At 41.4% G+C, this 23278-nt stretch carries 15 protein-coding genes and 1 tRNA gene; 8 read left to right on the top strand and 8 right to left on the bottom strand.

Features of this window, described 5'->3' with window-relative positions; translation table 11 throughout:
• Positions 1-227: 227 nt before the first annotated feature.
• The 3 genes from BLR37_RS00135 to BLR37_RS00145 form a co-directional block, all read right to left on the bottom strand.
• A tRNA-Lys gene (locus BLR37_RS00135) sits at positions 228-300 on the bottom strand.
• Between the two features lie 200 nt (positions 301-500).
• Entirely contained in the window at positions 501-1199 is a 699-nt protein-coding gene (locus tag BLR37_RS00140) for an NUDIX hydrolase (RefSeq protein WP_039479034.1), read from the bottom strand.
• Positions 1200-1202: 3 nt separating this feature from the next.
• Entirely contained in the window at positions 1203-1874 is a 672-nt protein-coding gene (locus BLR37_RS00145; protein WP_090762981.1) for an HAD family hydrolase, read from the bottom strand.
• Positions 1875-2072: 198 nt separating this feature from the next.
• On the opposite strand from BLR37_RS00145, the gene BLR37_RS00150 reads away from it, so the two are divergent.
• Positions 2073-3224 (top strand): aldose epimerase family protein, encoded by a 1152-nt coding sequence (locus BLR37_RS00150; protein WP_090762984.1) that lies wholly within the window; start codon positions 2073-2075, stop codon positions 3222-3224.
• A 360-nt stretch (positions 3225-3584) separates the two neighbouring features.
• Here the strand turns inward: BLR37_RS00150 and BLR37_RS00155 are convergent, their stop codons facing one another.
• The 5 genes from BLR37_RS00155 to BLR37_RS00175 all read right to left on the bottom strand — a co-directional run bounded on the left by BLR37_RS00155 (position 3585) and on the right by BLR37_RS00175 (position 7716).
• Complete coding sequence (locus BLR37_RS00155; protein WP_039479042.1) at positions 3585-4748, bottom strand: alpha-hydroxy acid oxidase; 1164 nt, start codon at positions 4746-4748, stop codon at positions 3585-3587.
• Between the two features lie 150 nt (positions 4749-4898).
• A complete protein-coding gene (locus tag BLR37_RS00160; RefSeq protein WP_090762987.1) occupies positions 4899-5720 on the bottom strand; it encodes an amidohydrolase family protein in 822 nt (273 codons plus the stop codon).
• Positions 5721-5732: 12 nt separating this feature from the next.
• Complete coding sequence (locus BLR37_RS00165) at positions 5733-6062, bottom strand: L-rhamnose mutarotase (RefSeq protein ID WP_090762990.1); 330 nt, start codon at positions 6060-6062, stop codon at positions 5733-5735.
• A gap of 1 nt (position 6063) precedes the next feature.
• Positions 6064-6918: a fumarylacetoacetate hydrolase family protein gene (locus tag BLR37_RS00170; protein ID WP_090762992.1), complete on the bottom strand. Its 855-nt coding sequence runs from the start codon at positions 6916-6918 to the stop codon at positions 6064-6066.
• Between the two features lie 33 nt (positions 6919-6951).
• Positions 6952-7716: an SDR family NAD(P)-dependent oxidoreductase gene (locus BLR37_RS00175; protein WP_090762995.1), complete on the bottom strand. Its 765-nt coding sequence runs from the start codon at positions 7714-7716 to the stop codon at positions 6952-6954.
• A gap of 354 nt (positions 7717-8070) precedes the next feature.
• On the opposite strand from BLR37_RS00175, the gene BLR37_RS00180 reads away from it, so the two are divergent.
• The 7 genes from BLR37_RS00180 to BLR37_RS00210 all read left to right on the top strand — a co-directional run bounded on the left by BLR37_RS00180 (position 8071) and on the right by BLR37_RS00210 (position 23219).
• Positions 8071-10806 (top strand): alpha-d-galacturonidase, encoded by a 2736-nt coding sequence (locus tag BLR37_RS00180; RefSeq protein ID WP_090762998.1) that lies wholly within the window; start codon positions 8071-8073, stop codon positions 10804-10806.
• Positions 10806-12359 (top strand): MGH1-like glycoside hydrolase domain-containing protein, encoded by a 1554-nt coding sequence (locus BLR37_RS00185; protein ID WP_090763001.1) that lies wholly within the window; start codon positions 10806-10808, stop codon positions 12357-12359. The genes BLR37_RS00180 and BLR37_RS00185 overlap by 1 nt, the downstream gene beginning before the upstream one ends.
• Before the next feature lie 229 nt (positions 12360-12588).
• A complete protein-coding gene (locus BLR37_RS00190) occupies positions 12589-14166 on the top strand; it encodes a glycoside hydrolase family 28 protein (protein WP_090763004.1) in 1578 nt (525 codons plus the stop codon).
• A 1-nt stretch (position 14167) separates the two neighbouring features.
• The gene (locus tag BLR37_RS00195; protein ID WP_090763007.1) at positions 14168-16984 is read left to right on the top strand and encodes a glycoside hydrolase family 95 protein; all 2817 of its coding nucleotides are present in this window, start codon (positions 14168-14170) and stop codon (positions 16982-16984) included.
• Positions 16985-16987: 3 nt separating this feature from the next.
• On the top strand, positions 16988-20560 hold the full coding sequence (locus tag BLR37_RS00200) for a malectin domain-containing carbohydrate-binding protein (protein WP_090763010.1): 3573 nt from the start codon (positions 16988-16990) through the stop codon (positions 20558-20560).
• A 152-nt stretch (positions 20561-20712) separates the two neighbouring features.
• Positions 20713-22227, top strand: coding sequence for a sodium:solute symporter family protein (locus BLR37_RS00205; RefSeq protein WP_244154553.1), 1515 nt, complete (start codon positions 20713-20715; stop codon positions 22225-22227).
• Between the two features lie 59 nt (positions 22228-22286).
• Positions 22287-23219 (top strand): dihydrodipicolinate synthase family protein, encoded by a 933-nt coding sequence (locus BLR37_RS00210; protein WP_090763016.1) that lies wholly within the window; start codon positions 22287-22289, stop codon positions 23217-23219.
• Positions 23220-23278 lie beyond the last annotated feature (59 nt).

Consider the following 23278-nt stretch of genomic DNA (forward strand, 5'->3'; position numbering starts at 1 on the left):
ATTAGGCATCTGAATAGCATGAATCCATATGGGGTTAATACATTTTCTCAAAGCTTTATCTGACATGAGTTTCCTTTAAAAAATGTACGCATATTTCTTGTATGAAATAGAAGGAACACATGAACTAGGATATTTATAATGCATTTGAAATTGTGCAGCACAGGCTGTCGTGAATGCTGTCGAAACTTTTAAAACAAAAAAGCCCCACATTTCTGTGAGGCTTTCTGTGATCCCGCTGGGATTCGAACCCAGGACCACTACATTAAAAGTGTAATGCTCTACCAGCTGAGCTACGGAATCATTTCCTTTTGTTTAAGGAGGTGCAAATATAGAGATTAATCCTTTCTTTGCAAATGTTTTTATAAAATGTTTTTGGTCTTTAACGTTAAAATTAGGTTATGTTTTTGTAACCTGTTGATTTTAAAATGGCTAAGCCGGAAAATAATTTTTATTTTTTTTTTAATAAAAAACGATACCAGTTAAACAGGCAGCAACTAAGCTTACTTAGCCGCCTTGGGTATAAAGTTTAAAAACGACTGAAACTGCGCTTTGTGTTTGTTTTTATCCAGCTTAAAATAGAAAGCACCACGCCGCGAGCTCGATTTATCTTTATCGGTTTGCTTAATCAGCAAACCACTGGCGGTTATTTTACGGATAAAGTTGCGGTTATCGATCGGGGCATCGTACACCTGCTCGTATAAAGCCTGCAATTGCGGTATGGTAAAGCGTTTAGGCAACAACTCAAATAAAACAGGGTGGAGGGCAGCCTGGTAACGGATTTTATCCATCGCTGCCTTTACCATAATGTTGTGGTCAAAAATCAGTTCGGGTACCTCTTTAAGCTTAAACCATTCGGCATGGTACTGGTCGTTAATTTGTTTGCTGTACTTATTGATATCGATCAGGGCAAAGTACACAACCGATACCGTACGCTCAATCGGGTCACGATCCGGACTACCATAAGCGTGCAACTGCTCTAAATACACATCGTGCAAACCCGTAAGTTCTAAAAGAATACGTTTGGCTGCGCCATCGAGGTTTTCATTTTCGCCAATAAAACCACCCATCAAACTCCATTGATCTTTTACCGGCTCAATAGCCCTTTTAATCACCAGAAGTTTCAGTTCTTCGCCGTCGTAACCAAAAATAATACAGTCAACAGCAACCAGTACAGGTTTTTGATTTAAATATTTTCCCATGTTTTAAAAAAGCATATTTAATTTAGTCTCGTTGTAATCGGTAATATAACCCAAAATATTCGGATAACCGTCAAATTCTTCGATGGTATGTGTGGTGGTAAGTACAATGCAGGGCATGCCCGCGTTCAGGGCAGATTCTACGCCTTTAGGTGCATCTTCAAACACCAGGCAATCGGCAGGGGCAATACCCAGTGCAGCTGCAGCCTTTAAAAAGGTTTCCGGATCGGGTTTACTCGTTTGTACATCATCGGCACTTACAATGGCATCCAGGTAATGGCGGATGTTTAAACCATCTACCACAAAATCGATATTGAAAGGAATGGCAGCTGAGCCAATGGCCATCGGGATTTGCGCAGCCTTTGCCCGCTCCAAAAACTGATCCAGACCAGCTATTAAAGCCAGATGCGGGAAATAGCCCGATTGGTAACGCTTTTCTTTATCAACCGAAAGGCGTTCTATTTCTGCAGGGCTAAACTTGCCTATACCAAAAACGCGCTCCAGCACTTCGTGGTTTTTACCGTACATTTCTTTTTTTACACTAGCGTAATCCAGTTTTGCGCCTAAATCTTCGGTCATAATGCGGTACCAGGCCAGCGTATGGTATTCCATATCGTTAATCATGGTGCCGTTTAAATCGAAAAGAAAAGCTTTAGGTCTGAAATTAAAATCGTGCATATTCTTGCTAAATTATGTGATTTTTTTTGATGTAGGGAAATGATGGTCAATATTAAGCGAAATAATATTATAATCGTCACTTTGACGTTAATTATTTTTTACTACTTTAGCTGTAACCAAAAATAAATCTGGATGTAAGCATCAGGGGTTTTGCCCGGTAAAATCACGATTGCTTCATCAAATAAAAACCCATAACTGATGAAAAAACCACTTCTTAAGGCCTTACCATTGGCTACCTTATGTTTAGCCCTTGCTTTCAGCGCATGCAACCCGAAAACGGATAAAGGAGCAGCAGCCAGTACCCAAACCGATTCGTTAAAATACAGCAGTACCATTGATGGTAAAGCGGTTAAATTATATACCCTGAAGAACAAACAAGGTGCTTCGGTATCGATTACCAATTACGGCGGCCGCGTGGTATCGCTGCTGGTGCCCGATAAAGACAATAAACTAACCGATGTAGTATTGGGTTACGATAGTGTGGGTGCTTACCGTAAAAAAGGAGAGCCCTTTTTTGGTGCCTTAATTGGTCGCTACGGAAACCGCATTGGTAAAGGTAAATTTACTTTAGATGGTAAGGAATACCAGTTACAACTGAACGACGGCGTAAACACTTTACACGGTGGTACCGATGGCTTTTTCGGCAAAGTGTGGGATGCCAAACAAATAGATAGCTCGAAGCTGGAATTGAGTTATGTATCTAATGATGGCGAAGCGGGCTATCCGGGTAAACTGGACGTGAAAGTAACTTATACTTTAACGGATGACAATGCGCTGCAAATTGATTATACAGCTACTACCGACAAAACAACGATTGTAAACTTAACCAACCACGCTTATTTTAATTTAAACGGCGAAGGCGACAGTACGATTTTAGATCATGAATTAATGATCGATGCCAGCGCTTATACGCCAGTTGATTCGACCTTGATTCCAACGGGTAAATTACAACCTGTTGCAGGTACAGCTTTTGATTTTAACAAAGCGAAACTAATTGGTAAACAGATTGGCGATAATGATGAGCAGTTAAAATTTGGTAAAGGTTACGATCATAACTTTGCCTTAACCCACCACGATGGTAAAGCCCCGGTAGCCGTGGTTAAAAGTACCAAAACTGGTATTGTTTTATCGGTAATTACTACCGAGCCTGGTTTGCAGTTTTATAGTGGTAATTTCTTAACGGGTGCAGATAAAGATGGTAAAGGTGGTAAATCGTACCCACACCGTTCGGCTTTTTGTTTAGAAACGCAACATTTCCCTGATGCACCGAATCACCCAAATTTTGCTTCTACCGTACTTAAACCTGGAGAAACGTATAAAACGAGTACTACTTATAAGTTTTCGAAATAAGCTTCATCTATCGGTCGGTGTCTCACCGACCGAAACACTGGATAGCCCTCACAGGTTTTAGAAACCTGTGAGGGCTTTTTATTATGCGTAAGGCTTTTGCCACAGAAGCACGGATAATCACGGAATAGCATGATTCTTATAGCTAATCAAGTAGCCTATCTCGTCCCCCTTTGAAGGGGGCAGGGGGATGAACTGGAGCTGATCATGCGAAAATGATATGAGCTGGTTGATGTGACAACAACCAGTAGTTTATATGTGATAAACCTCGCAGGTTTTTGAAACCTGCGAGGTTTTTTTATTGTATTAAGATTGCCAGTCAAGCTGGCAATGACGGATTGTATAAAGGGTATCCGGCTGAAATTACAATAACCGATCAGGGAATTGCGAAATATTCTCGATCGTAAGCTGCTGCATAATCTGGTACAAATGAGTTTTAAACATATTGATGGTATGCTCGCCACCTTCATTACCCAATGCACCAACACCATACATAAACGGACGGCCCATAAAGTTGAATTCGGAGCCTACGGCATGTGCCCTGGCCAAATCAACTCCCGAACGGATTCCGCCATCCAGCATGATCTTGAGTTTTGATTTATAGGCATCATTTCCGGCCAGTTTGATTAAAGAATTGATCGATGATTCACCTGCATCAATTTGTCTTCCACCATGATTCGAAACAATCACCCCGTCAACACCGATCTGTATAGCTGCCTGCATATCTTCATCAGTAGCAATGCCTTTTAATACCAATGGGCCTTTCCAGATTTCGCGGATAGCAGAAACCTTTTCGATATCGACTTTCCCCGTAAAGGTCCGGTTCATAAATTGTCCCAGCTGCGACATATCCATTCCTTTTTCCATGTACGGTTTTAAGGTAGCAAAAGAGGGGATACCATGCTGTAGTGTTTTAATGCCCCACAATGGCCTTGCAAATGCCTGCAAAATATTGTTTACCGACATTTTAGGTGGTATAGAAAGACCACTTTTAATTTCCTTGTACCTTAAACCGAATGCAGGAACATCTACCAGTACCACCAAAACAGGGCATTCAACCGCTTTTAATCGCGATAAAATATCATCCCTCAGTTTATTTTCGGTAGGGTGATACAACTGAAACCAGGCTTTTCCTTCCGAAACTTCAGCAATACGCTCGATACTACTGGTAGATACGGTACTCAGCGTATAAGGAATATCGTGTTTGGCTGCCGCTTTGGCCAGGATTTCTGGTGCATTGGGCCACATCAAGCCTTGTAAACCAATAGGAGAAATACCAAAAGGCGCACTGTATTTACGTCCAAAAAGCTCAACCGACATGTCGATATCTCCGCCCACGCGTAAATAGTTTGGCTTTAGATAGATATCATCGAAATCTGATTCGTTACGGGCCAGATTTAGCCCTTCGTTACAGCCGCCTTCTAGATAATCGAATGCAAATTTTGGTATTCTTCTTTTTGCTTTACTTCTAAGATCAGCTACCGAAGGATATTGAGAATGATAAGGAAAGGTAATTTTTTTACTCATTATTTTATTTATTGTCTTGGCCGCAGGCGTATTAAAAAGCGAAAACTAACACAATATAATGTAATCTCCGTCCTGCACTATCGGCTATATTTGGTTTCTTTAAAGCACTGCGTTGCCAGGTATTAGCCTCGGCAACACTAAAAACAGCTATTAAAGTTTGTAAAACTGCTTTGCATTATCAGAGAAAATCATTCTCCTTTCTGCAACGGTAAAACGTTCGGTGTATTTATTTACTACATTAAACCAATCCTGATAAGGCCTGCTTAATAACATTACCGGCCAATCGCTGCCATACATTACGCGTTCCGGGCCAAACTGCTCGAATATTACATCAAAGCAATTAAACAAATCCTGTTCCGTCCAGTTTTGCCAGTCGGCTTCGGTTAAAAGACCCGATACTTTGCACAATACGTTGGGGTTTGCGGCGAGGGTTTTAATGTTTGCTGTCCAGGCTTTCAAATCTCCGCTTTTTACATCTGGCTTGCCACAATGATCCAATACAAATGGCTGATCGGGAATTTGATCAACCATTTGTATAATGGTTTCCAACTGGTTGTGGTAGCACAACAAATCGTAAGTATAGTTGTATTTTTTTAATTGCTTAACACCTGTAATAAAAGCCGGATTTAAGATAAAATCGCGGTTTTCAGCCTGCAGGATATGTCGCCAGCCCTTAATGATTTCATGATTTTGCCAGAAGCTTAGGCGTTCATCCAGATTGGGATCAAGTAAATCAACCCAGCCTACAATACCTTTGATGATTTCGCTCTCTTCCGCCAGTTTTAGCAGAAAATGATTTTCTTCTTCCGACTGACTGGCCTGTACAGCGACACACCCGGTAATATTCAGTTCGCTATACACATCCAAAAGATTCTCCGGAGAAAAATCTTTGCGGATGATTTGCATATCATCGTTAATCCAGTTATCTCTAACCGGGTCGAAATTCCAAAAATGTACGTGGGTATCAATCATATTATAAAAGCACTAAAGTGTAAATATCTGATCCATTAAGATCCATTTTTCGCCAGGTTTGGCTCCCGGTAAAGCCTGCTGGAACTTCCACATCAAAGTTTCCCATTCCTGCACTTTCGGATTGGCTAAATCGGCTGCTCCTTTGGCTTCAAAAGAAAAGCTTTCATTTACTTCCATAATCATAAATAGGCGGTTACCAGTGAGGTATATCTCCAGGTTTTCGATACCAGACGAGCTGATACTCTCTTTAATTTCGGGCCAAACCGATTGGTGGTATTGCTTATATTCTTCAATAAGCTTTACATCGTCAACCAAATCGAGCGCCAGGCAATATCTTTTCATATTAATTTTCGCCGTAAGCTTTAACAGTTTGTTTGCTGGTACCTAAACCATCAATACCCAACTCAACTACATCGCCAGGTTTTAAATACCAGGGCTCAGGTTTCTGGCCTAAACCAACACCTGCAGGCGTACCTGTAGTAATTACATCACCCGGTAAAAGGGTCATAAACTGACTGATGTAGGAAACCATAAACGGCACATTGAAAATCAGGTTCGAAGTGTTTCCATCCTGTAAAGTTTTACCGTTAACCGTTAACCAAAGGCGCAGGTTGTGCACATCGGCAATTTCATCCTGCGTAGCAATAAATGGCCCGATTGGTGCAAAAGTATCGGCACTTTTTCCTTTAACCCATTGTCCGTTACGCTCTAACTGGAATTCGCGCTCGCTGTAATCGTTATGCAAAACGTAACCCGCAATATGATCTAAAGCATTTTCTTCAGTTACATAGCTGGCTTTTTTACCAATTACAATGGCTAATTCTACTTCCCAGTCGGTTTTTTTACTGTTTTTAGGGATAACCAAATCGTCATTCGGTCCTACAATAGCGGTAGTAGCTTTGAAGAATAAAATCGGCTCGGTTGGAATAGGGGCATTGGTTTCGGCTGCGTGGTCTTTGTAGTTTAGGCCTACACAGATAATTTTTGAAGGGCGCGCCAAAGCCGGACCAAGGCGAACACCTTTATCTACTTGTGGCAAATCAGCCGATGCGATAGCTGATTTTAGTTTTTCCAAACCATCGCCACCAAAAAACGCTTCGTTATAATCGCTAACCAATGCAGATACATCATAATAATTATCGCCGATAATTACGCCTGGTTTTTCTGCTCCTGCTTCACCAAATCTTATTAATTTCATGTTATATTTTCTTTATTGTATTTAAAAAGGATATTAATTGTTTAAGGTCGTAAATCCACCGTCAATTGGATAATCGCAACCGGTAATAAATGCAGCCTCGTCGCTACATAAATATAAAGCCAGTGCACCAATTTCTTCGGGTTTAGCCATACGGCCAATGGGTTGGGTTTTAGATAACTTCTCGAACATTTCAGGGATATTATCCGGATAATTTTTCTGTAAAAAGCCATCAACAAATGGGGTATGTACCCTTGCCGGAGAAATAGAATTACACCTGATGTTTTCGCCAATGTAATCTTTGGCTACACTCATGGTCATGGCTTTTACCGCACCTTTTGCTGTACTGTAGGCAAAACGGTCTGGCAAGCCAATTAATGCTGCAATAGAAGCCATATTGATGATTACACCTCCGCCAGCTAAACGGATTTGCGGAATAGCAGCATACAGGCAATTGTAAACACCTTTAACGTTAACGCGCATTACCCGGTCGAAATCGCTTTCTTCAGTAGTATCGGCTTTGCCAATGTGTGCAATACCGGCATTGTTTACCAAGATATTGATGCTTCCAATTTGTTCAAAAACAGCTTTAACCGCCTGATGATCTGAAACATCGCAGGCATAACTAAAAGCCTGCTTACCTGCTGCTTTAATTTCATCCAATGTATCTTGTGCCTGCTCGATACCCAGTTCAATAATGTGCACTTCGGCATCCTGTTTAGCTAAAATAGTTGCTATAGCCCTGCCAATTCCACTGCCACCGCCGGTAACTACTGCTTTTTTATTTTTGAGTGAAAACATGTTTGTTGTTTAAATTGATTGATGATGTAATATACGTATTTTGATTTCGCATCCTTAATATTATAGGTTTAGCTTGCTAAGCCGAAAAAATGGCATAATGTTATAATTGATTAGAATACGACTACAAATAAAATAAATATTGTTGATTAAAAATTTTATCTTCTTGTCTAAATATTAACAGATATTGTCATACCCGCTACAAACCTTTATAAGCGCTTTACCTTGCATAAATATTACATAAGCGAAAGGCTAATTTACTTATATTTGAATATTATTTTTATATTTAAATAATATTACAACCAAATATCATACAAAAGCCTAATTTTTAAGGCTTTGTTATAAGAGCCAAATTGAATGAGAAAATTTCTGATTTTTATTTCCTGTTATTTTTTATCGATCTCGTTTTCAAGTGCCGGCAACCGCGCGGATAAAAACATTTTAATATCTCCGGCTGCGCATGTAAGGGTAAAGTTTGGTGCTGACCAGGTTTTAAAGGCCTTGAATAAAATTGGTTATCAGACTAAAATAATACAACAGACTAAAGCAGGAGCGGGCAAACTGGGCATTGTAATCGGCATATTTTCTGATGCGGTTATGGCTGGTAAACTTCCGGCAGCCGTAAAAAACAAGGTAGCCGCCGCTAAAAAAGAAGCTTATACGATTTATACCGATAAAAACGGAACCATTTATATAGCCGGTCATGATGCATCGGGCACTTTATATGGTTGCATTGAATTAGCCGACCAAATTAAAGACTCTGGCAAGTTACCTGCTGCCTTATCGCTTACTGATCAGCCTGAAATGGTGTTACGTGGCACTTGTATTGGTTTGCAAAAGCCCGATTATTTACCCGGACACGATGTTTATGAATATCCGTATACTCCCGAAACTTTTCCCTGGCTTTACGATAAGGCTCTATGGATTAAGTACCTCGATATGATGGTGGAAAACCGCTACAACTCGCTTTACCTGTGGAACGGTCACCCGTTTTCTTCTTTATTGCGACTAAAAACCTATCCTTATGCGGTAGAGGTAGACGATGCTACCCTCAAAAAGAACGAGGATATTTTCAGGTTTTTAACGCATGAGGCCGATAAACGTGGAATTTGGGTAATCCAGATGTTTTACAATATCATTATTCCTAAACCTTTTGCCGATAAACATGGCTTAAAAACGCAGGACCGTAACCGCCCGATTATCCCTTTAATTGCCGATTATACGCAAAAATCAATTGCAGCTTTTGTAGAAAAATACCCGAACGTAGGTTTAATGGTTGCTTTAGGCGAAGCGATGGAAGGCGTTGGGCAGGATGACATCGATTGGTTTACCAAAACCATTATCCCCGGTGTAAAAGACGGTTTAAAAGCTGCCGGTATAAAAGAAGAGCCGCCTATTGTATTGCGCGCACACGATACCGATGCGCCCAGTGTAATGAAAGCCGCTTTACCACTTTATAAAAATCTGTATACCGAGAATAAATTTAATGGTGAAGCTTTAACTACTTACACACCACGTGGTGCCTGGGCCGAGCTGAACCGTAAACTGGCTGATATTGGCACCGTAAACATCTCAAACGTACACATCCTGGCCAATCTGGAGCCTTTCAGATATGGATCGGCAGATTTTATCCAAAAATCGGTACAGGCCATGAACAAAATTTATGGTGCCAAGGGCTTACACCTCTACCCACAAGCCAGTTACTGGGACTGGCCTTATGCTGCAGACAACGTAAAAGATCGCTTGTTAGAAGTAGACCGCGACTGGATCTGGTACAAGGAATGGGCCCGGTATTCGTGGAATTCGCAAAGAGACCGTACGCAGGAAATAAACTATTGGGGCAAAGCACTGGCCAATAAATACGGTACTAACCTAACGGGTGGCAAGGCTATTCTAAATGCTTATGAAGAATCGGGAGAAATTTCGCCCAAACTCCTGCGCAGGTATGGTATAACCGATGGCAACCGCCAAACTTTAACACTGGGCATGTTAATGACGCAGCTGATTAATCCTTTCCGTTATGGCGTATTTACCTTAATGTACGAATCGGAAGCGCCAGAAGGAGAGATGATTATCGATTACGCCGAGAAAGAATGGAAAAAGCAAGGCCATATTGGCGAAACACCTGTGCAAATTGCCAAAGAGGTTGTAGCACATGGTCAGAAAGCTTTAGCTGCTATACAAAACGCAGCCCCAACCGTAACCAAAGATACCGCAGAATTTAACCGGCTTAAAAACGACATGTATTGTTATGATGCCATGGCCAATTTTTATGCTGAAAAAGTAAAAGCTGCCCTTTGGATCTTACGCTATAAATACTCGAATAATGTGGCCGATCTGGATCAGGCGCTCCCTTTTCTTGAAAAAAGTGTAGCACACTATGCCAACCTGGTTAAATACACCGAAAAAACGTATTTGTATGCCAACAGCATGCAAACCAAGCAGCGTAAAATCCCAATGCGCGGGGTTGATAAGACATTTATCCACTGGCGAGAGATGCTACCGGTTTTCACTAAGGAGCTTAATCATTTTAAGCACAGTATCGATTCTTTAAAATCGGTTAAACAAGGAGAAACGGCTAAAATCATCAACTACAAAGGAGTTGCAGTACAAGTTTTAAATCATACAGCCAGTTATACAATTGCTAAAGATGCTGTAGTTTTTAGCGATACTACGGTTAAAATTAAAGAGGTTGCCGACGAGTTGCTGGGTTTAAAGGGTATTCAACTTTCCAAAGCCAGCCAAATTAAAAACGGAACCGAAATTAAGTTTACTACCGCGCAGCCCGTTAAATTGCTGGTTGGCTTTTTTAACCAGAAAAACGCTGAATACCTGGCGCCACCACAATTGGAAACCGATGCAAGTGCCAATAATTATGGTCAGTCGGAAATTAAGATATCGAATGCGCTGGTTGCAGCAGGCTTTCCGCCGGTAAACGTACATGCTTATTCATTTGCCGCAGGTACGCATACCTTAAACTTAGGCAAAGGTGCTTGTTTGGTATTGGGCTTTATTGATGATAAACAGGAACTGCGGATTTTTAACGCAGGCCTGGACGGACATGGAAAAGATATAGATTGGTTATTTGAATAATGATAAACACTAGAAATTTTATAGCCACAGCGGCATTATCGCTATGTGCTTTTACAGGCTTTGCGCAACAAAAAAAGATTATCGGAACAGATAAACTGAAAAAGTATGTCACATACTTTAATACCATTGATACTGAGGCTGTAAAAAACTACGTACCCAATGCCGAAGCGTTTACCTGGCTTTCGGGGCAGATTCCTTTATTCGAATGCCCGGACGAGGTGCTGGAGCAAAACTATTATTACCGCTGGTGGACTTATCGCAAGCATCTGGTAAAAACACCGGAGGGTTTCATTTTTACCGAATTTATAGAGCCGGTAAAACATGCAGGTAAATACAATTCAATTAGCTGCGCTTTAGGTCACCACCTTTACGAAGGCAGGTGGTTAAAAGACAATAGCTATTTGCAGGACTACGTGAAATTTTGGCTCTATCATGCTGATGTAGGTCAAACCAAGCAACGTTTTCACCAGTTTAGCAGTTGGGTAGATGATGCGGTATATCAAAACAATCTGGTAAAACCCGATCAACAGTTCTTAAAGGAGATATTACCTGCTTTAGACAAAGATTATGCAAAATGGGAATCGGAGCGTAAACTTAAAAACGGCTTATTCTGGCAAAACGATGTGAAAGATGGAATGGAGGAGTCGATTAGCGGATCGAGGAAGGATCAAAACCAAAGGCCAACCATTAACAGCTACATGTATGGCAATGCTATTGCTTTAAGTAAGCTCGGTAAAATGTTTGGCGACAACAACTTAGTTACTAAATACAACCTTAAGGCCGATTCGATTAAAAAACTTGTTCAGGATAGTCTTTGGAATCCAGCTTCAGCTTTTTTCGAGACCAGGAAGGCAAAAGGTGGACATGCTGAGGTTCGCGAAGCTATAGGTTTTATTCCATGGGATTTCAATCTGCCAGACGATAAAGCCAGTTACGCAAAAGCCTGGGATCAGTTACTAGATACTGCAGGCTTCAATGCACCCTGGGGCTTAACAACAGCCGAACGCAGAAACCCAACATTCAGAACGCGCGGTACAGGGCACAGTTGCGAGTGGGATGGTGCGCTTTGGCCATTTGCCAGCTCGCAAACGCTCAAAGGATTGGCTAATCTGCTTACCAATTATAAAGAACATGGTAAAATGAATGCAGCCGTTTTCTACAAAGAGTTACATAAATTCGCTGCATCGCATACCAAAAACGGCAAACCTTATATCGGCGAGTACCAGGACGAGAAGAATGGCGAGTGGTTAAAAGGCGATAATCCGAGAAGCAGTTTTTATAATCACTCTACTTTTTGTGATTTGATTATTAATGATCTGGTTGGGATTAAACCACGTGCCGACAATACATTGGAAATTTACCCACTGATTCCCAAAAATCAATGGGATTGGTTTGTCCTCGATAATGTTTCTTATCACAACAAAATTTTAACGGTATTGTGGGATAAAACCGGAAACAAATACCACAAAGGCAAAGGGTTTTTAGTGTTTGCAGACGGTAAAATGATTTTTAAAGGCAAAGATTTGAAGCCTTTAAAAGTGGTGATGAATTAAATAACAAATCCTATCCTTAGTGTTAAGCGCAGCGTCACTACGGATTAATGAATAAAATTGAGTTTATTAACTCAACAACCAGGAACGAGTCAGAGACTCTTTTCCATGCTAAAATCCGTAGAGCCCTTCGGAACTCTACGGACAGAGATGAGCTAGAGCGATACAATCGCACTTCCCGCTCATCCTCGTTACAAACGAGGACGATGGTACAGTAAAATATTTAAATCAGATGAAATATCTAATCAAGATCCTAATTTTTGCAATAGCCTTAACTGGTTACCTTAGTGCTAACGCACAGGAATACTATAATGTTATCAAATATGGAGCGAAAAACGACAGCAGTAAGCTGGCTACTACAGCCATTAAAAATGCGATCGATGCTGCTTCAAAAGCTGGTGGAGGTACCATTTATTTCCCTGCAGGTAAATATTTAACAGGGCCAATTCATTTAAAAAGCAATATTACCATTTTAATTGATGCCGGAGCCGAACTGCATTTCAGCGATAACTTTGACGATTACCTTCCGATGGTTAAAAGCCGATACGAAGGGGTAGATGTAACCAGTTTTTCGCCTTTATTTTATGCCTATAAAGCCGAAAACATCTCGATTATTGGCCGTGGTATTATTGATGGTCATGGCAAAAAATGGTGGGATTTTGTTGAAGGTTATAAAGAAGGTCAGCCAATTTCCAAATGGCAAACCACCTTTGCCAGTCTGAATAAGGATATCATTTTACCTGACGATCCCAAACAAATGAAACGTGGCTTTTTACGTCCGCCGTTTATCCAGCCCATGTTTTGCAAAAACGTGTTGATAGATGGCATTACCATTCGCAATTCACCATTCTGGACAATTAATCCGGAGTTTTGTGAGAATGTGAAAGTTCATGCGGTAACCATAAACAATCCGCATTCGCCCAATACCGATGGAATTAACCCAGAATCGTGTAAAAACGTACACATTTCCGATTGCCACATCAGTGTGGGCGACGATTGTATTACCATCAAATCGGGTAAAGATGCGCCAGGCAGGAAAATGGCAGCTCCGGCCGAAAACTACGTGATTACCAATTGTACTATGCTCTCAGGTCATGGCGGCGTGGTAATTGGCAGTGAAATGTCGGGCGATGTGCGTAAAATAACCATTTCCAATTGTGTGTTCGATGGAACTGACCGCGGCATCCGCATTAAAACTGCACGCGGAAGGGGTGGTGTAGTGGAGGAAATCAGGGTGAGTAACATCATCATGAAAAACATCCGCGAGCAAGCCATTGTACTCGATATGCAATACGCTAAAACCAAGGTTGAGCCTGTGTCAGAACGTACTCCGGCATTCCGGAATATTCATTTCGCCAATATTACCGGGCAGGTAAACCAGGCAGCCTATTTAAACGGGCTGGAAGAAATGCCCATTAGCAATATTACTTTTAACGACATCAACCTGGATGCAAAAAGTGGTTTTTCGATTGGAAATGCTACGGATATCGAACTACACAATGTAGCCGTTAATACGCAAATTGGTCCTGCTGTAAAAGCCACTCAAGTAAGTAACCTGGTTATAGATGCTTTAAAAAGTTACAAAGTGCCTGCAAATGCCGCTGTAATTGATTTAACCAATGTTTCTGACCTGTTTTTATACAATGCTTTTCCTCCTGCCGAAATAAATACTTACCTGAAATTGAGCGGCGCTGAAACCAAAAACATATTTTTAGGCAACAATAATTTCAGAAGGGTGAAAACGCCTGTTAAAAAAGAAAAAGAAGTAACGGCCACCATCGAAATTATTTCAGGCGACAAAGGACAATAACATGAAATTTAAATTTTTACTTGGCACTTTAATTTTAGCGGTAACCGTTCAATTGAATGGATGGGCGCAGGAAAACAACCATACTTTGTGGTACAATAAACCTGCAGAAAAATGGACAGATGCATTACCGATTGGGAATGGCCGCATTGGCGCGATGCTTTTTGCAGGTACCATGGTTGATCATATCCAGTTTAACGAAGAAACGCTGTGGACCGGAAAGCCAAGAGATTACAACCGCAAAGGTGCCTATAAATATTTAAACGATGTTAGAGAACTACTTTTTGAAGGTAAACAAAAAGAAGCCGAAACGCTTGCACAGGCACAGTTTATGGGCCTACAAAGCGAAGCCGGAGACAAAAATACCTGGGTAAACGAGATGAAAGCCGGCAAAGGCTTAACTGGCAATCCAGCACTGGCTAATTTCGATGACAAAGGCTGGAAAACCCTTCAGGTACCTGCTTTTGATGGCTGGGAAACAGTTGGATTAGCCAATTTAGATGGGGCAGTTTGGCTGAGAACTACTTTCAATGTGCCCGAAAACTGGAGCGGAAAAGATTTGGTACTCGATCTTAACCGTGTTCGCGATCAGGATTTTACTTACATTAATGGTACACTGGTAGGCAATACCGATAATACCGAACCAAGAAAATACACCATTCCGGCAAAACTGATTAAAACAGGCAGCAATAGCATCGCGATTCAGGTGCTTAACTATGCCGATAAAGGCGGTTTGGTTGGTTATAAAGACACCAGCAAGAAAATTGGTATTTATCCTGTAGGATCAGATATTACGCAAGGAGTTTCACTGGAAAAAGCATGGAAATATAAAATACAGGACGAAAACCCACCTGCTATACCACAATACCAGGGAAGTTATCAACCCTTTGGCGACTTAAACCTATACTTTAAACTTACTAAATCACTGGTAAGCAATTACAAGCGTTCGCTAGATATCAGCACAGCGGTTGCTAAAACTACCTTCACCAGCAATGGAGTAAACTATCAGCGCGAATATTTGGCCAGTCAACCCAACCAGGCCGTAGTTATTCATTTAACTGCCGATAAACCTAAAGCAATCAGCTTCGATGCCGAATTATCAAGCCCGCACCGCCAGTCGACAGTTAAAATGCTGGATAAGCAAACACTTGCACTAACAGTTGCGGTTAAAAATGGTGCATTAAAAGGAGAAAGCAGGTTAACAGCTATTGTTAAAAAAGGCAGTTTAAAAATTGTAAACGGAAAAATCAGTGTAAATCAGGCCGATGAAGTAACACTTTATTTAACCGCAGGCACCAATTTTATTAATGCGCAGGATGTTTCAGGCTCACCGGCTACCGCCAATGTTAAAGCATTAAACAGCCTGAAAGGGAAAACCTATACTGAAATTAAGCGGAACCACATTAAAGAATATCAGCAATACTACAATAAGTTTGAGGTTAGTTTTGGTCGTTCAGAAAATGAAAAATTACCTACTGATGAGCGCCTGGAAAAATTTGCACGCGCCAACGATGCTGCCTTTGCAGCTTTGTACATGCAGTATGGCCGTTATTTGTTAATCTCGAGCTCAAGACCTGGTACGCAACCAGCCAATTTGCAGGGCATCTGGAACGATTTGCTAACCCCGCCATGGGGCAGTAAATACACCACCAACATTAACCTGGAAATGAATTACTGGCCAACAGAAGTTTTAAATTTATCGGCCTTAAACGAGCCTTTATTCCAGAAAATTAAAGGTCTAACCAAAACTGGTAGTGAAACTGCAAAACAATATTACAACGCGCGCGGCTGGGTATTACACCACAATACCGATTTATGGAACGGAACCGCTGCTATAAATGCTTCTAACCATGGGATCTGGATGAGCGGTGCGGCCTGGTTAAGTCAGCATTTATGGGAACATTACCAGTTTAGCCAGGACAAGAAATTCCTCGAAACAGAAGCTTACCCTTCAATGAAACAGGCAGCGCTGTTCTTTGTAGATTTTCTGGTGAAAGATCCTAAAACAGGTTGGTTAATCAGTACGCCATCTAACTCACCTGAAAATGGAGGTTTGGTAGCCGGACCAACTATGGATCACCAGATTATCCGCTCGCTTTTTAAGAACTGTATTGCGGCTGCCGATGTACTCCATGCTGATGCGGATTTCAAAAAAACACTGGAGGAAAAACTAAAACAACTGGCACCTAACCAGATTGGTAAATACGGCCAGTTACAGGAGTGGCTGACCGATAAAGATGATACAACCAATAAACACCGTCACGTTTCGCATTTGTGGGGTGTTTATCCTGGCAACGACATTACCTGGGATGGTGATGCTAAAATGATGCAAGCTGCCAAACAATCGCTTTTGTATCGCGGAGATGATGCAACCGGCTGGAGTTTAGCCTGGAAAATAAATTTCTGGGCCCGGTTTAAAGATGGCGACCATGCCATGAAACTGGTAAAAATGTTAATGAAACCAGCCAATAATGGAGCCGGATCTTACGTAAACCTATTCGATGCGCATCCACCTTTTCAGATTGATGGCAATTTCGGAGGATCAGCCGGGATAGCCGAAATGATATTGCAAAGCCATCAGGGTTATCTGGATATTTTACCCGCTTTGCCAACGGCGATGCCTACGGGTAACATCAAAGGTTTACAAGCCCGAGGCGGTTTTGAGGTAGATTTGAGCTGGGATAAAGGTACATTAACTTCTTTTACACTTAAATCTAAAACTGGTGGAGATTGCAGGTTGCATTATAAAAATTTAGTGGTACAACTGCACACCAAAGCAGGCGAAACCTATAAACTGAACGGGGATTTGAAATTGCTTTAAAACATGAATAATAAAATCGTCTTTGCGAGGAGGAACGACGAAGCAATCTCCTGTAACAGATACTTCAAACGCTTTGGTTCGTGTCTACACAAACCAAACTATAGCAAATATCTAATTGTTGTGCTGCTGTCTTTATTTAGCATTAATTTCGTTAATGCACAAAATCCAATACGCAAAACGATTTCCTTAAACGCCAGCTGGCTTACTGTTGCCGATGAAAAAAATATAAATGCTTTTGAGGGTTTTCAGGGAGCCGCTTATAACACAAAAAACTGGAAAAATGTAAATGTACCCCACAACTGGGATCAGTACGAAGGCTATCAACGCAAACTCCATGGTAACAAACATGGTTATGCCTGGTACCGCAAAAGTTTTAAAACAAATGAAATCAAGGCTGGGAAACGCTTCTTTTTATATTTTGAAGGAGTGGGCTCTTATGCAACTATTTGGTTAAATGGCAAAAAGGTGGGCTACCACGCAGGTGGCAGAACTACCTTTACGCTCGATGTTACAGCTGCGATTAAACTGAATAATACAGAAAATGTACTGGCGGTGAGGGCCGATCATCCGGCTAACATTCAGGATTTACCCTGGGTTGACGGCGGTTGCTCTACTGAACGAGGCTTTTCAGAAGGCTCGCAGCCTATGGGAATTTTCAGACCTGTAAACCTGATCGTTACCAATGAAGTTCGGGTAGAGCCTTTTGGCGTTCACATCTGGAACGACAATAAAATTTCAGAAAAGGCTGCTGTTTTAAATTTAACTACAAGCCTTAAAAACTATGGTTCCAAAGGTAGATCGCTCAGCCTGATCAATCAGTTAACAGAAGCGAATGGAAAAGTGATACAAACCTTAAAGAGTACCGTTCATCTTGCTCCAGGGAAAGAAATTGATGTGGCACAAAAAACGGCTACCATCAGTAATCCCAAATTATGGTCGCTGGAAACTCCTTATCTTTACACCCTTAAAACCACCCTTATTGAAAATGGAACGGTGGTAGATGAACAGCAAACACCTTACGGTATCCGCTGGATTAGCTGGCCAATAAGCGATCAGGCCAATCAGAAAGTATTTCTCTTAAACGGAAAACCTGTCTTTATTAATGGGATTGCCGAATATGAACATTTAATCGGCCAGAGTCATGCTTTTAGTAATGAGCAGATCCGCTCGCGCGTAATGCAGATTAAAGCTGCAGGTTTTAATGCCTTCCGTGATGCGCATCAACCGCACAACTTGCTGTATTCAGATTATTGGGATAAGGAAGGGATTTTATGCTGGACACAAATGGCTGCGCACATCTGGTACGATACTCCTGAGTTTAGAAAAAACTTCAAAGCCCTCTTAACCGATTGGGTAAAGGAAAGAAGAAATAGCCCGGCTGTGGTTTTATGGGGATTGGAAAACGAAAGTACTCTACCTGAAGATTTCGCCCGGGAATGCACCGAATTAATCCGCAAACTCGATCCAACCGCATCTTCACAAAGGAAAGTAACCACTTGTAATGGCGGTAAAGGGACCGATTGGGATGTACCCCAAAACTGGACAGGCACCTATGGCGGCAATCCCTTAACTTATGGCGAAGATCTGCAAAGACAGGTTTTGGTAGGCGAGTATGGCGCCTGGCGAACCCTCGATCTGCATGATGTTGATGCAGCTGGCAAGGGGTATACCGAAAATAAAATGACCAGTTTGATGGAAACCAAAGTGCGCCTTGCCGAAACGGTAAAAGATAAAACAGCAGGTCATTTTTTCTGGCTGTATAGCTCGCATGATAATCCGGGACGTGTTCAGGGTGGCGAAGGACTTCGGGATCTAGACCGCATTGGCCCTGTAAATTATAAAGGTATGTTTACGCCCTGGGAAGAACCTACAGATGTTTTTTACATGTTTAGGGCCAACTATGCGCCAAAAACAACACAACCGATGGTGTATATCGTATCGCATACCTGGCCAAACCGCTGGAGCACGCCTGGGATAAAAGATAGTGTGGTGGTATATTCCAATTGCGATGAAGTAGAGCTTTTTAACGACATTAACGGACAATCTTTAGGCAAAAAAAAACGAGGGGTAATCGGCACCCATTTTCAGTGGGACAAGCCTGATATTAAGTATAATGTTTTGTATGCAGTAGGTTATGTTAACGGAAAAGTTGTCGCCAAAGATCAGCTCGTTTTACAAAATCTACCACAAAGCCCTGATTTTAATCAACTGGTTACCGACAAAAAAATAACGGTTCCCGAAAAAAACCACCACTATGTTTACCGTTTAAACTGTGGCGGCGATGATTACACTGATGCTAACGGTAACAAATGGGCGGCCGACAGGAACTTAACGGCGAACGATTGTTTTGGTTCAAGCTCCTGGACTAAAGATTTTCCTGGCGTACCTGTTTTTTTCGCCAGTCAGCGCCGTACTTTTCAACCCATTGCAGGCACAGCCGACTGGAAACTATTCCAGACTTTCAGGTATGGCCGTGATCAGCTGAAATACCACTTTCCTTTACCTGATGGCGATTATTTGGTAGAACTTTATTTTATAGAGCCTTGGCTGGGCATAGGTAGTGGTTTAGATGCGAAAGGCATGCGCTTATTCGATGTGGCTTTTAATGGCAAAACCGTCATTAAAGATTTAGATATCTGGAAAGAAGCGGGTAGCAATACAATATTGAAGAAAACCATTAAAACAACCGTTAAGGGTGGTGCTTTAACGATTCATTTTCCTCAAATAAAAGTGGGGCAGGCGGTAATATCAGCCATAGCCATTGCCAGCCTAAATCAAAACATTAAGCCTGCACCAGCAAGCCAATCGTTTTTAACCAAAATTAAAAATGCAGAGCTGCATAACTGGCTGGATATCGGAGAGGCACAATTTACCAACGAAAAAACAAACTTTACCAACCTGCCTTCCAACTTATTTGGTGCCGAGTGGCTAAAAGCTTCGCGCGGGCAGGAGGGGATCGAATTTACTGCTACCGATACAGTAGATACCTTTGTGGCACTAAACCCCAACAGCAGCGCTCCAACGGGATTTGAAGATACTAAGACGGTCCTGATCAACAGCAAAGCAGAAAACTTTCAGCTGTTCCGCAAAAGACTTAATCCAAACGAGCGGATCATTTTTGATAGCCGAACTGCAACTGTTTTCGTTTTACCGGTTACACATTTACAACCTGCTTACGATTTAAAAAATACTACCACCTACAAGGCTACCGATGCCATTTTAAAAGGCAATAACATTACAAAAGAAGAGTTGATGGGCAAGGAGCGCGTTACTTTTAAAGCCAATACTGATGCTGTTTTAGCCTGGAATATCGCTGTAGGCGTTGCCGATACTTATTCTTTAACCATTAAATATCATAACCCTTTTGAACAAAACCTCAAAGCTAAACTCGAGTTTTTGTCGGCCGATGGTACTTTAATGAAAACAGAGCAGGCAGAATTTTCACCAACCAAGGCTGGTAAATGGAACTATTTTAGCACCAATACGGGGAGTATGATTAACGCAGGTGCCTATCAGTTAAGAATTACTGCCATTGAAACCAAAGGATTGAGTATTGATGCTTTGGATGTTCAATAAGATAAGATGGTACAATATGTAGCCAAAATCTTATATGAATACTGTTTTTTAGACGTGCATATTTGTTTTAACCAAATTAATAAACGAGCCAACCAATAATGAAGGGTCTGCCTATATTCGATCTTGCGATTATCTCCATTTACCTGGTTGGAATGATATTAGTTGGTGTTTATTTTTCGCGGAAAAATAAAAATTCCGAGCAATTTACAAAAGCTTCGGGCCTTATTCCCGGATGGGCAATAGGTTTATCTATTTATGCAACGTTTTTAAGCAGCAATACCTTTTTGGGCGTACCCGGAAAAGCTTTTGGTGGTAACTGGAATGCCTTTGTATTTAGCATCTCGATGCCATTGGCCGCGTGGGTTGCATCCAAATATTTTGTGCCTTTTTACCGAAATACGGGCGAAATATCGGCCTATACCCATCTCGAAAAGCGTTTTGGTGCCTGGGCAAGGGTATATGCCGTAGTTTGCTTCCTGCTTACGCAACTGGCAAGGATGGGCTCTATATTTTTCGGCATCGCTTTGAGTTTACAGGCTTTAACCGGCTATTCCATGCAAATGATTATGATTGTAATGGGCGTCTGTATCATCGTTTATACCGTTTTAGGAGGAATTGAAGCGGTAATATGGACAGAAGTTGTGCAGGCCATCGTAAAGACTTTTGGTGCTTTACTCATCCTTTATCTTGTGATCAGCAATATGCCTGGTGGGGTAGCGAAAATAGTAGAGATTGGTAAAACCGCCGATAAATTTAGCCTGGGAAGCTTTAAACCTGATTTTATCAGTTCGTCGTTTTGGGTGGTACTGCTTTACGGTTTTTTCATCAACCTCAATAATTTCGGTATGGATCAGAATTATATCCAGCGATACCACACGGCTTCATCAAGCCGGGCGGCCTCGAAATCAATCTGGCTATGTGTATGGCTATATATTCCGGCATCCTTACTCTTTTTTATTATAGGATCTTGCTTATTTGCCTACTATGAAATTAACCCCGAACTGGTACAATCGATCAAACACCAGGTAGCGATAGAGCGCTTGCCATTACATGCTTCTGCAACTGAGATTTTAAAAGTGCAAAACGCTTTGCAACCGGCAGATTACGGCGATAAAATTATGCCGCATTTTATGGTGACTAAAATACCAGTAGGATTAGTAGGGCTGATAGTTTCGGCGATATTATCAGCAGCCATGAGTACCATCAGTTCAGGAATGAATGCTTCGGCAACCGTTTTTTCGGTCGATATTTACAAAAGGTATTTTAAGCCCGAGATCAGTGAAAAGCAGAATTTATCGCTGCTGCACATCGCAACTGTAGTCTTTGGTTTATTGGGCATGATTGCCGGCATTGCCATGATTGGGGTAAAAAGCATATTGGATGTATGGTGGGAGCTTTCGGGCATCTTCGCCGCTGGTATGCTGGGTTTGTTTTTATTGGGCATCATAAGTCGGCAAACCAAAAACCACGAAGCCATAACCGCAACTATTATCGGCATTGCCGTAATTATATGGATGACATTTTCTTCCCTTCTTCCTCCGGAATATGAAGCTTTTAGAAATCCGTTGCATAAAAACATGATTATTGTAACCGGTACTCTAACCATTTTTTTAGCAGGGCTTTTCCTGACGAAAATTAAAAACAGAAAATTCAAGACTGCTAGTTAAAACCTGGCTAAGGTTAAATCGGGCAATTATTTAGGACAATTTTATCACATCAGAATACAATGGAAAACTCACAAAAAGGGTTCATCCCGGTTATGCTTACGCCTTTTTTAAGCAACGGAAATATCGATTATCCGGCACTTACCCAGCTTACAGAGATTTATTTGCAGGCCGGATCATCGGGTTTATTTGCCAACTGCCTTTCGAGCGAAATGTTCGAACTAAGCGATAAAGAACGTATTCAGGCCATAAAACACGTTATCAAAGTAGTTAATGGGGCAGTACCCGTTGTTGCTACAGGAACCTTTGGCGGCCCCATTTCCCAACAGGCCGATTTTGTAAAAGCAGTGAGCGATACTGGTGTTGAAGCAGTGATTGCCATAACCAGCTTACTCGCTGATGAAAAAGAAAACGATCAGATTTTTAGTGAGCGTGTTTTCGACTTGCTAAAACAAACAGACGATATCCCTTTAGGCTTTTACGAGTGCCCTGTACCCTATAAAAGAGTGATAAAACCCGAGCAACTGGCCGATTTTGTGGCTACCGGTCGTGTAATTTACCATAAAGATACTTCGTTGGATCTTGCCGCCATTAAACAAAAATTAAAACTGACCGAAGGCCATGCTTTTGGTTTGTACGACGCTTACGTGGTTCATGCTGTAGAATCACTCAAAGCAGGCTCAGCTGGCTTATCCTGCATTCAGGGCAATTATTTTCCAGAATTGATTGTCTGGCTTTGCGACCACTATAACGATAACCATTTAAAAGATGAAGTGGCAGTTGTGCAACAATTCCTGATTGATAATATGGATGTAATGCATAATGTTTACCCGGTAGTCTCTAAATATTTCCTGCAAAAACGCGGTTTAAACATTTCGACCTTTACCCGTAGAAATGTGGGCGCATTTACACCAAATGTAGTTAAAGAAGTAGAAAAATTGTTTGATGATTATACCGCTTTACGAAGCGATTTAAATATCGAAGTGTTTATATAGCAATACTTGGTGTCAGATGGTAACATCTGACACCTTCTAGCCAGACCTCGCAGGTTTTT

It is taken from the genome of Pedobacter soli (assembly GCF_900101435.1).
GTDB classification, from domain to species: domain Bacteria; phylum Bacteroidota; class Bacteroidia; order Sphingobacteriales; family Sphingobacteriaceae; genus Pedobacter; species Pedobacter soli.

Bases quoted from the DNA above. Each gene is read 5' to 3' on its own strand.
- BLR37_RS00170 (WP_090762992.1), bottom strand. From the start codon at position 6,918: ATGAAATTAATAAGATTTGGTGAAGCAGGAGCAGAAAAACCAGGCGTA.
- BLR37_RS00165 (WP_090762990.1), bottom strand. From the start codon at position 6,062: ATGAAAAGATATTGCCTGGCGCTCGATTTGGTTGACGATGTAAAGCTT.
- BLR37_RS00200 (WP_090763010.1), top strand. From the start codon at position 16,988: ATGAATAATAAAATCGTCTTTGCGAGGAGGAACGACGAAGCAATCTCC.
- BLR37_RS00160 (WP_090762987.1), bottom strand. From the start codon at position 5,720: ATGATTGATACCCACGTACATTTTTGGAATTTCGACCCGGTTAGAGAT.
- BLR37_RS00175 (WP_090762995.1), bottom strand. From the start codon at position 7,716: ATGTTTTCACTCAAAAATAAAAAAGCAGTAGTTACCGGCGGTGGCAGT.
- BLR37_RS00210 (WP_090763016.1), top strand. From the start codon at position 22,287: ATGGAAAACTCACAAAAAGGGTTCATCCCGGTTATGCTTACGCCTTTT.
- BLR37_RS00150 (WP_090762984.1), top strand. From the start codon at position 2,073: ATGAAAAAACCACTTCTTAAGGCCTTACCATTGGCTACCTTATGTTTA.
- BLR37_RS00195 (WP_090763007.1), top strand. From the start codon at position 14,168: ATGAAATTTAAATTTTTACTTGGCACTTTAATTTTAGCGGTAACCGTT.
- BLR37_RS00155 (WP_039479042.1), bottom strand. From the start codon at position 4,748: ATGAGTAAAAAAATTACCTTTCCTTATCATTCTCAATATCCTTCGGTA.
- BLR37_RS00140 (WP_039479034.1), bottom strand. From the start codon at position 1,199: ATGGGAAAATATTTAAATCAAAAACCTGTACTGGTTGCTGTTGACTGT.
- BLR37_RS00180 (WP_090762998.1), top strand. From the start codon at position 8,071: ATGAGAAAATTTCTGATTTTTATTTCCTGTTATTTTTTATCGATCTCG.
- BLR37_RS00205 (WP_244154553.1), top strand. From the start codon at position 20,713: ATGATATTAGTTGGTGTTTATTTTTCGCGGAAAAATAAAAATTCCGAG.
- BLR37_RS00190 (WP_090763004.1), top strand. From the start codon at position 12,589: ATGAAATATCTAATCAAGATCCTAATTTTTGCAATAGCCTTAACTGGT.
- BLR37_RS00145 (WP_090762981.1), bottom strand. From the start codon at position 1,874: ATGCACGATTTTAATTTCAGACCTAAAGCTTTTCTTTTCGATTTAAAC.
- BLR37_RS00185 (WP_090763001.1), top strand. From the start codon at position 10,806: ATGATAAACACTAGAAATTTTATAGCCACAGCGGCATTATCGCTATGT.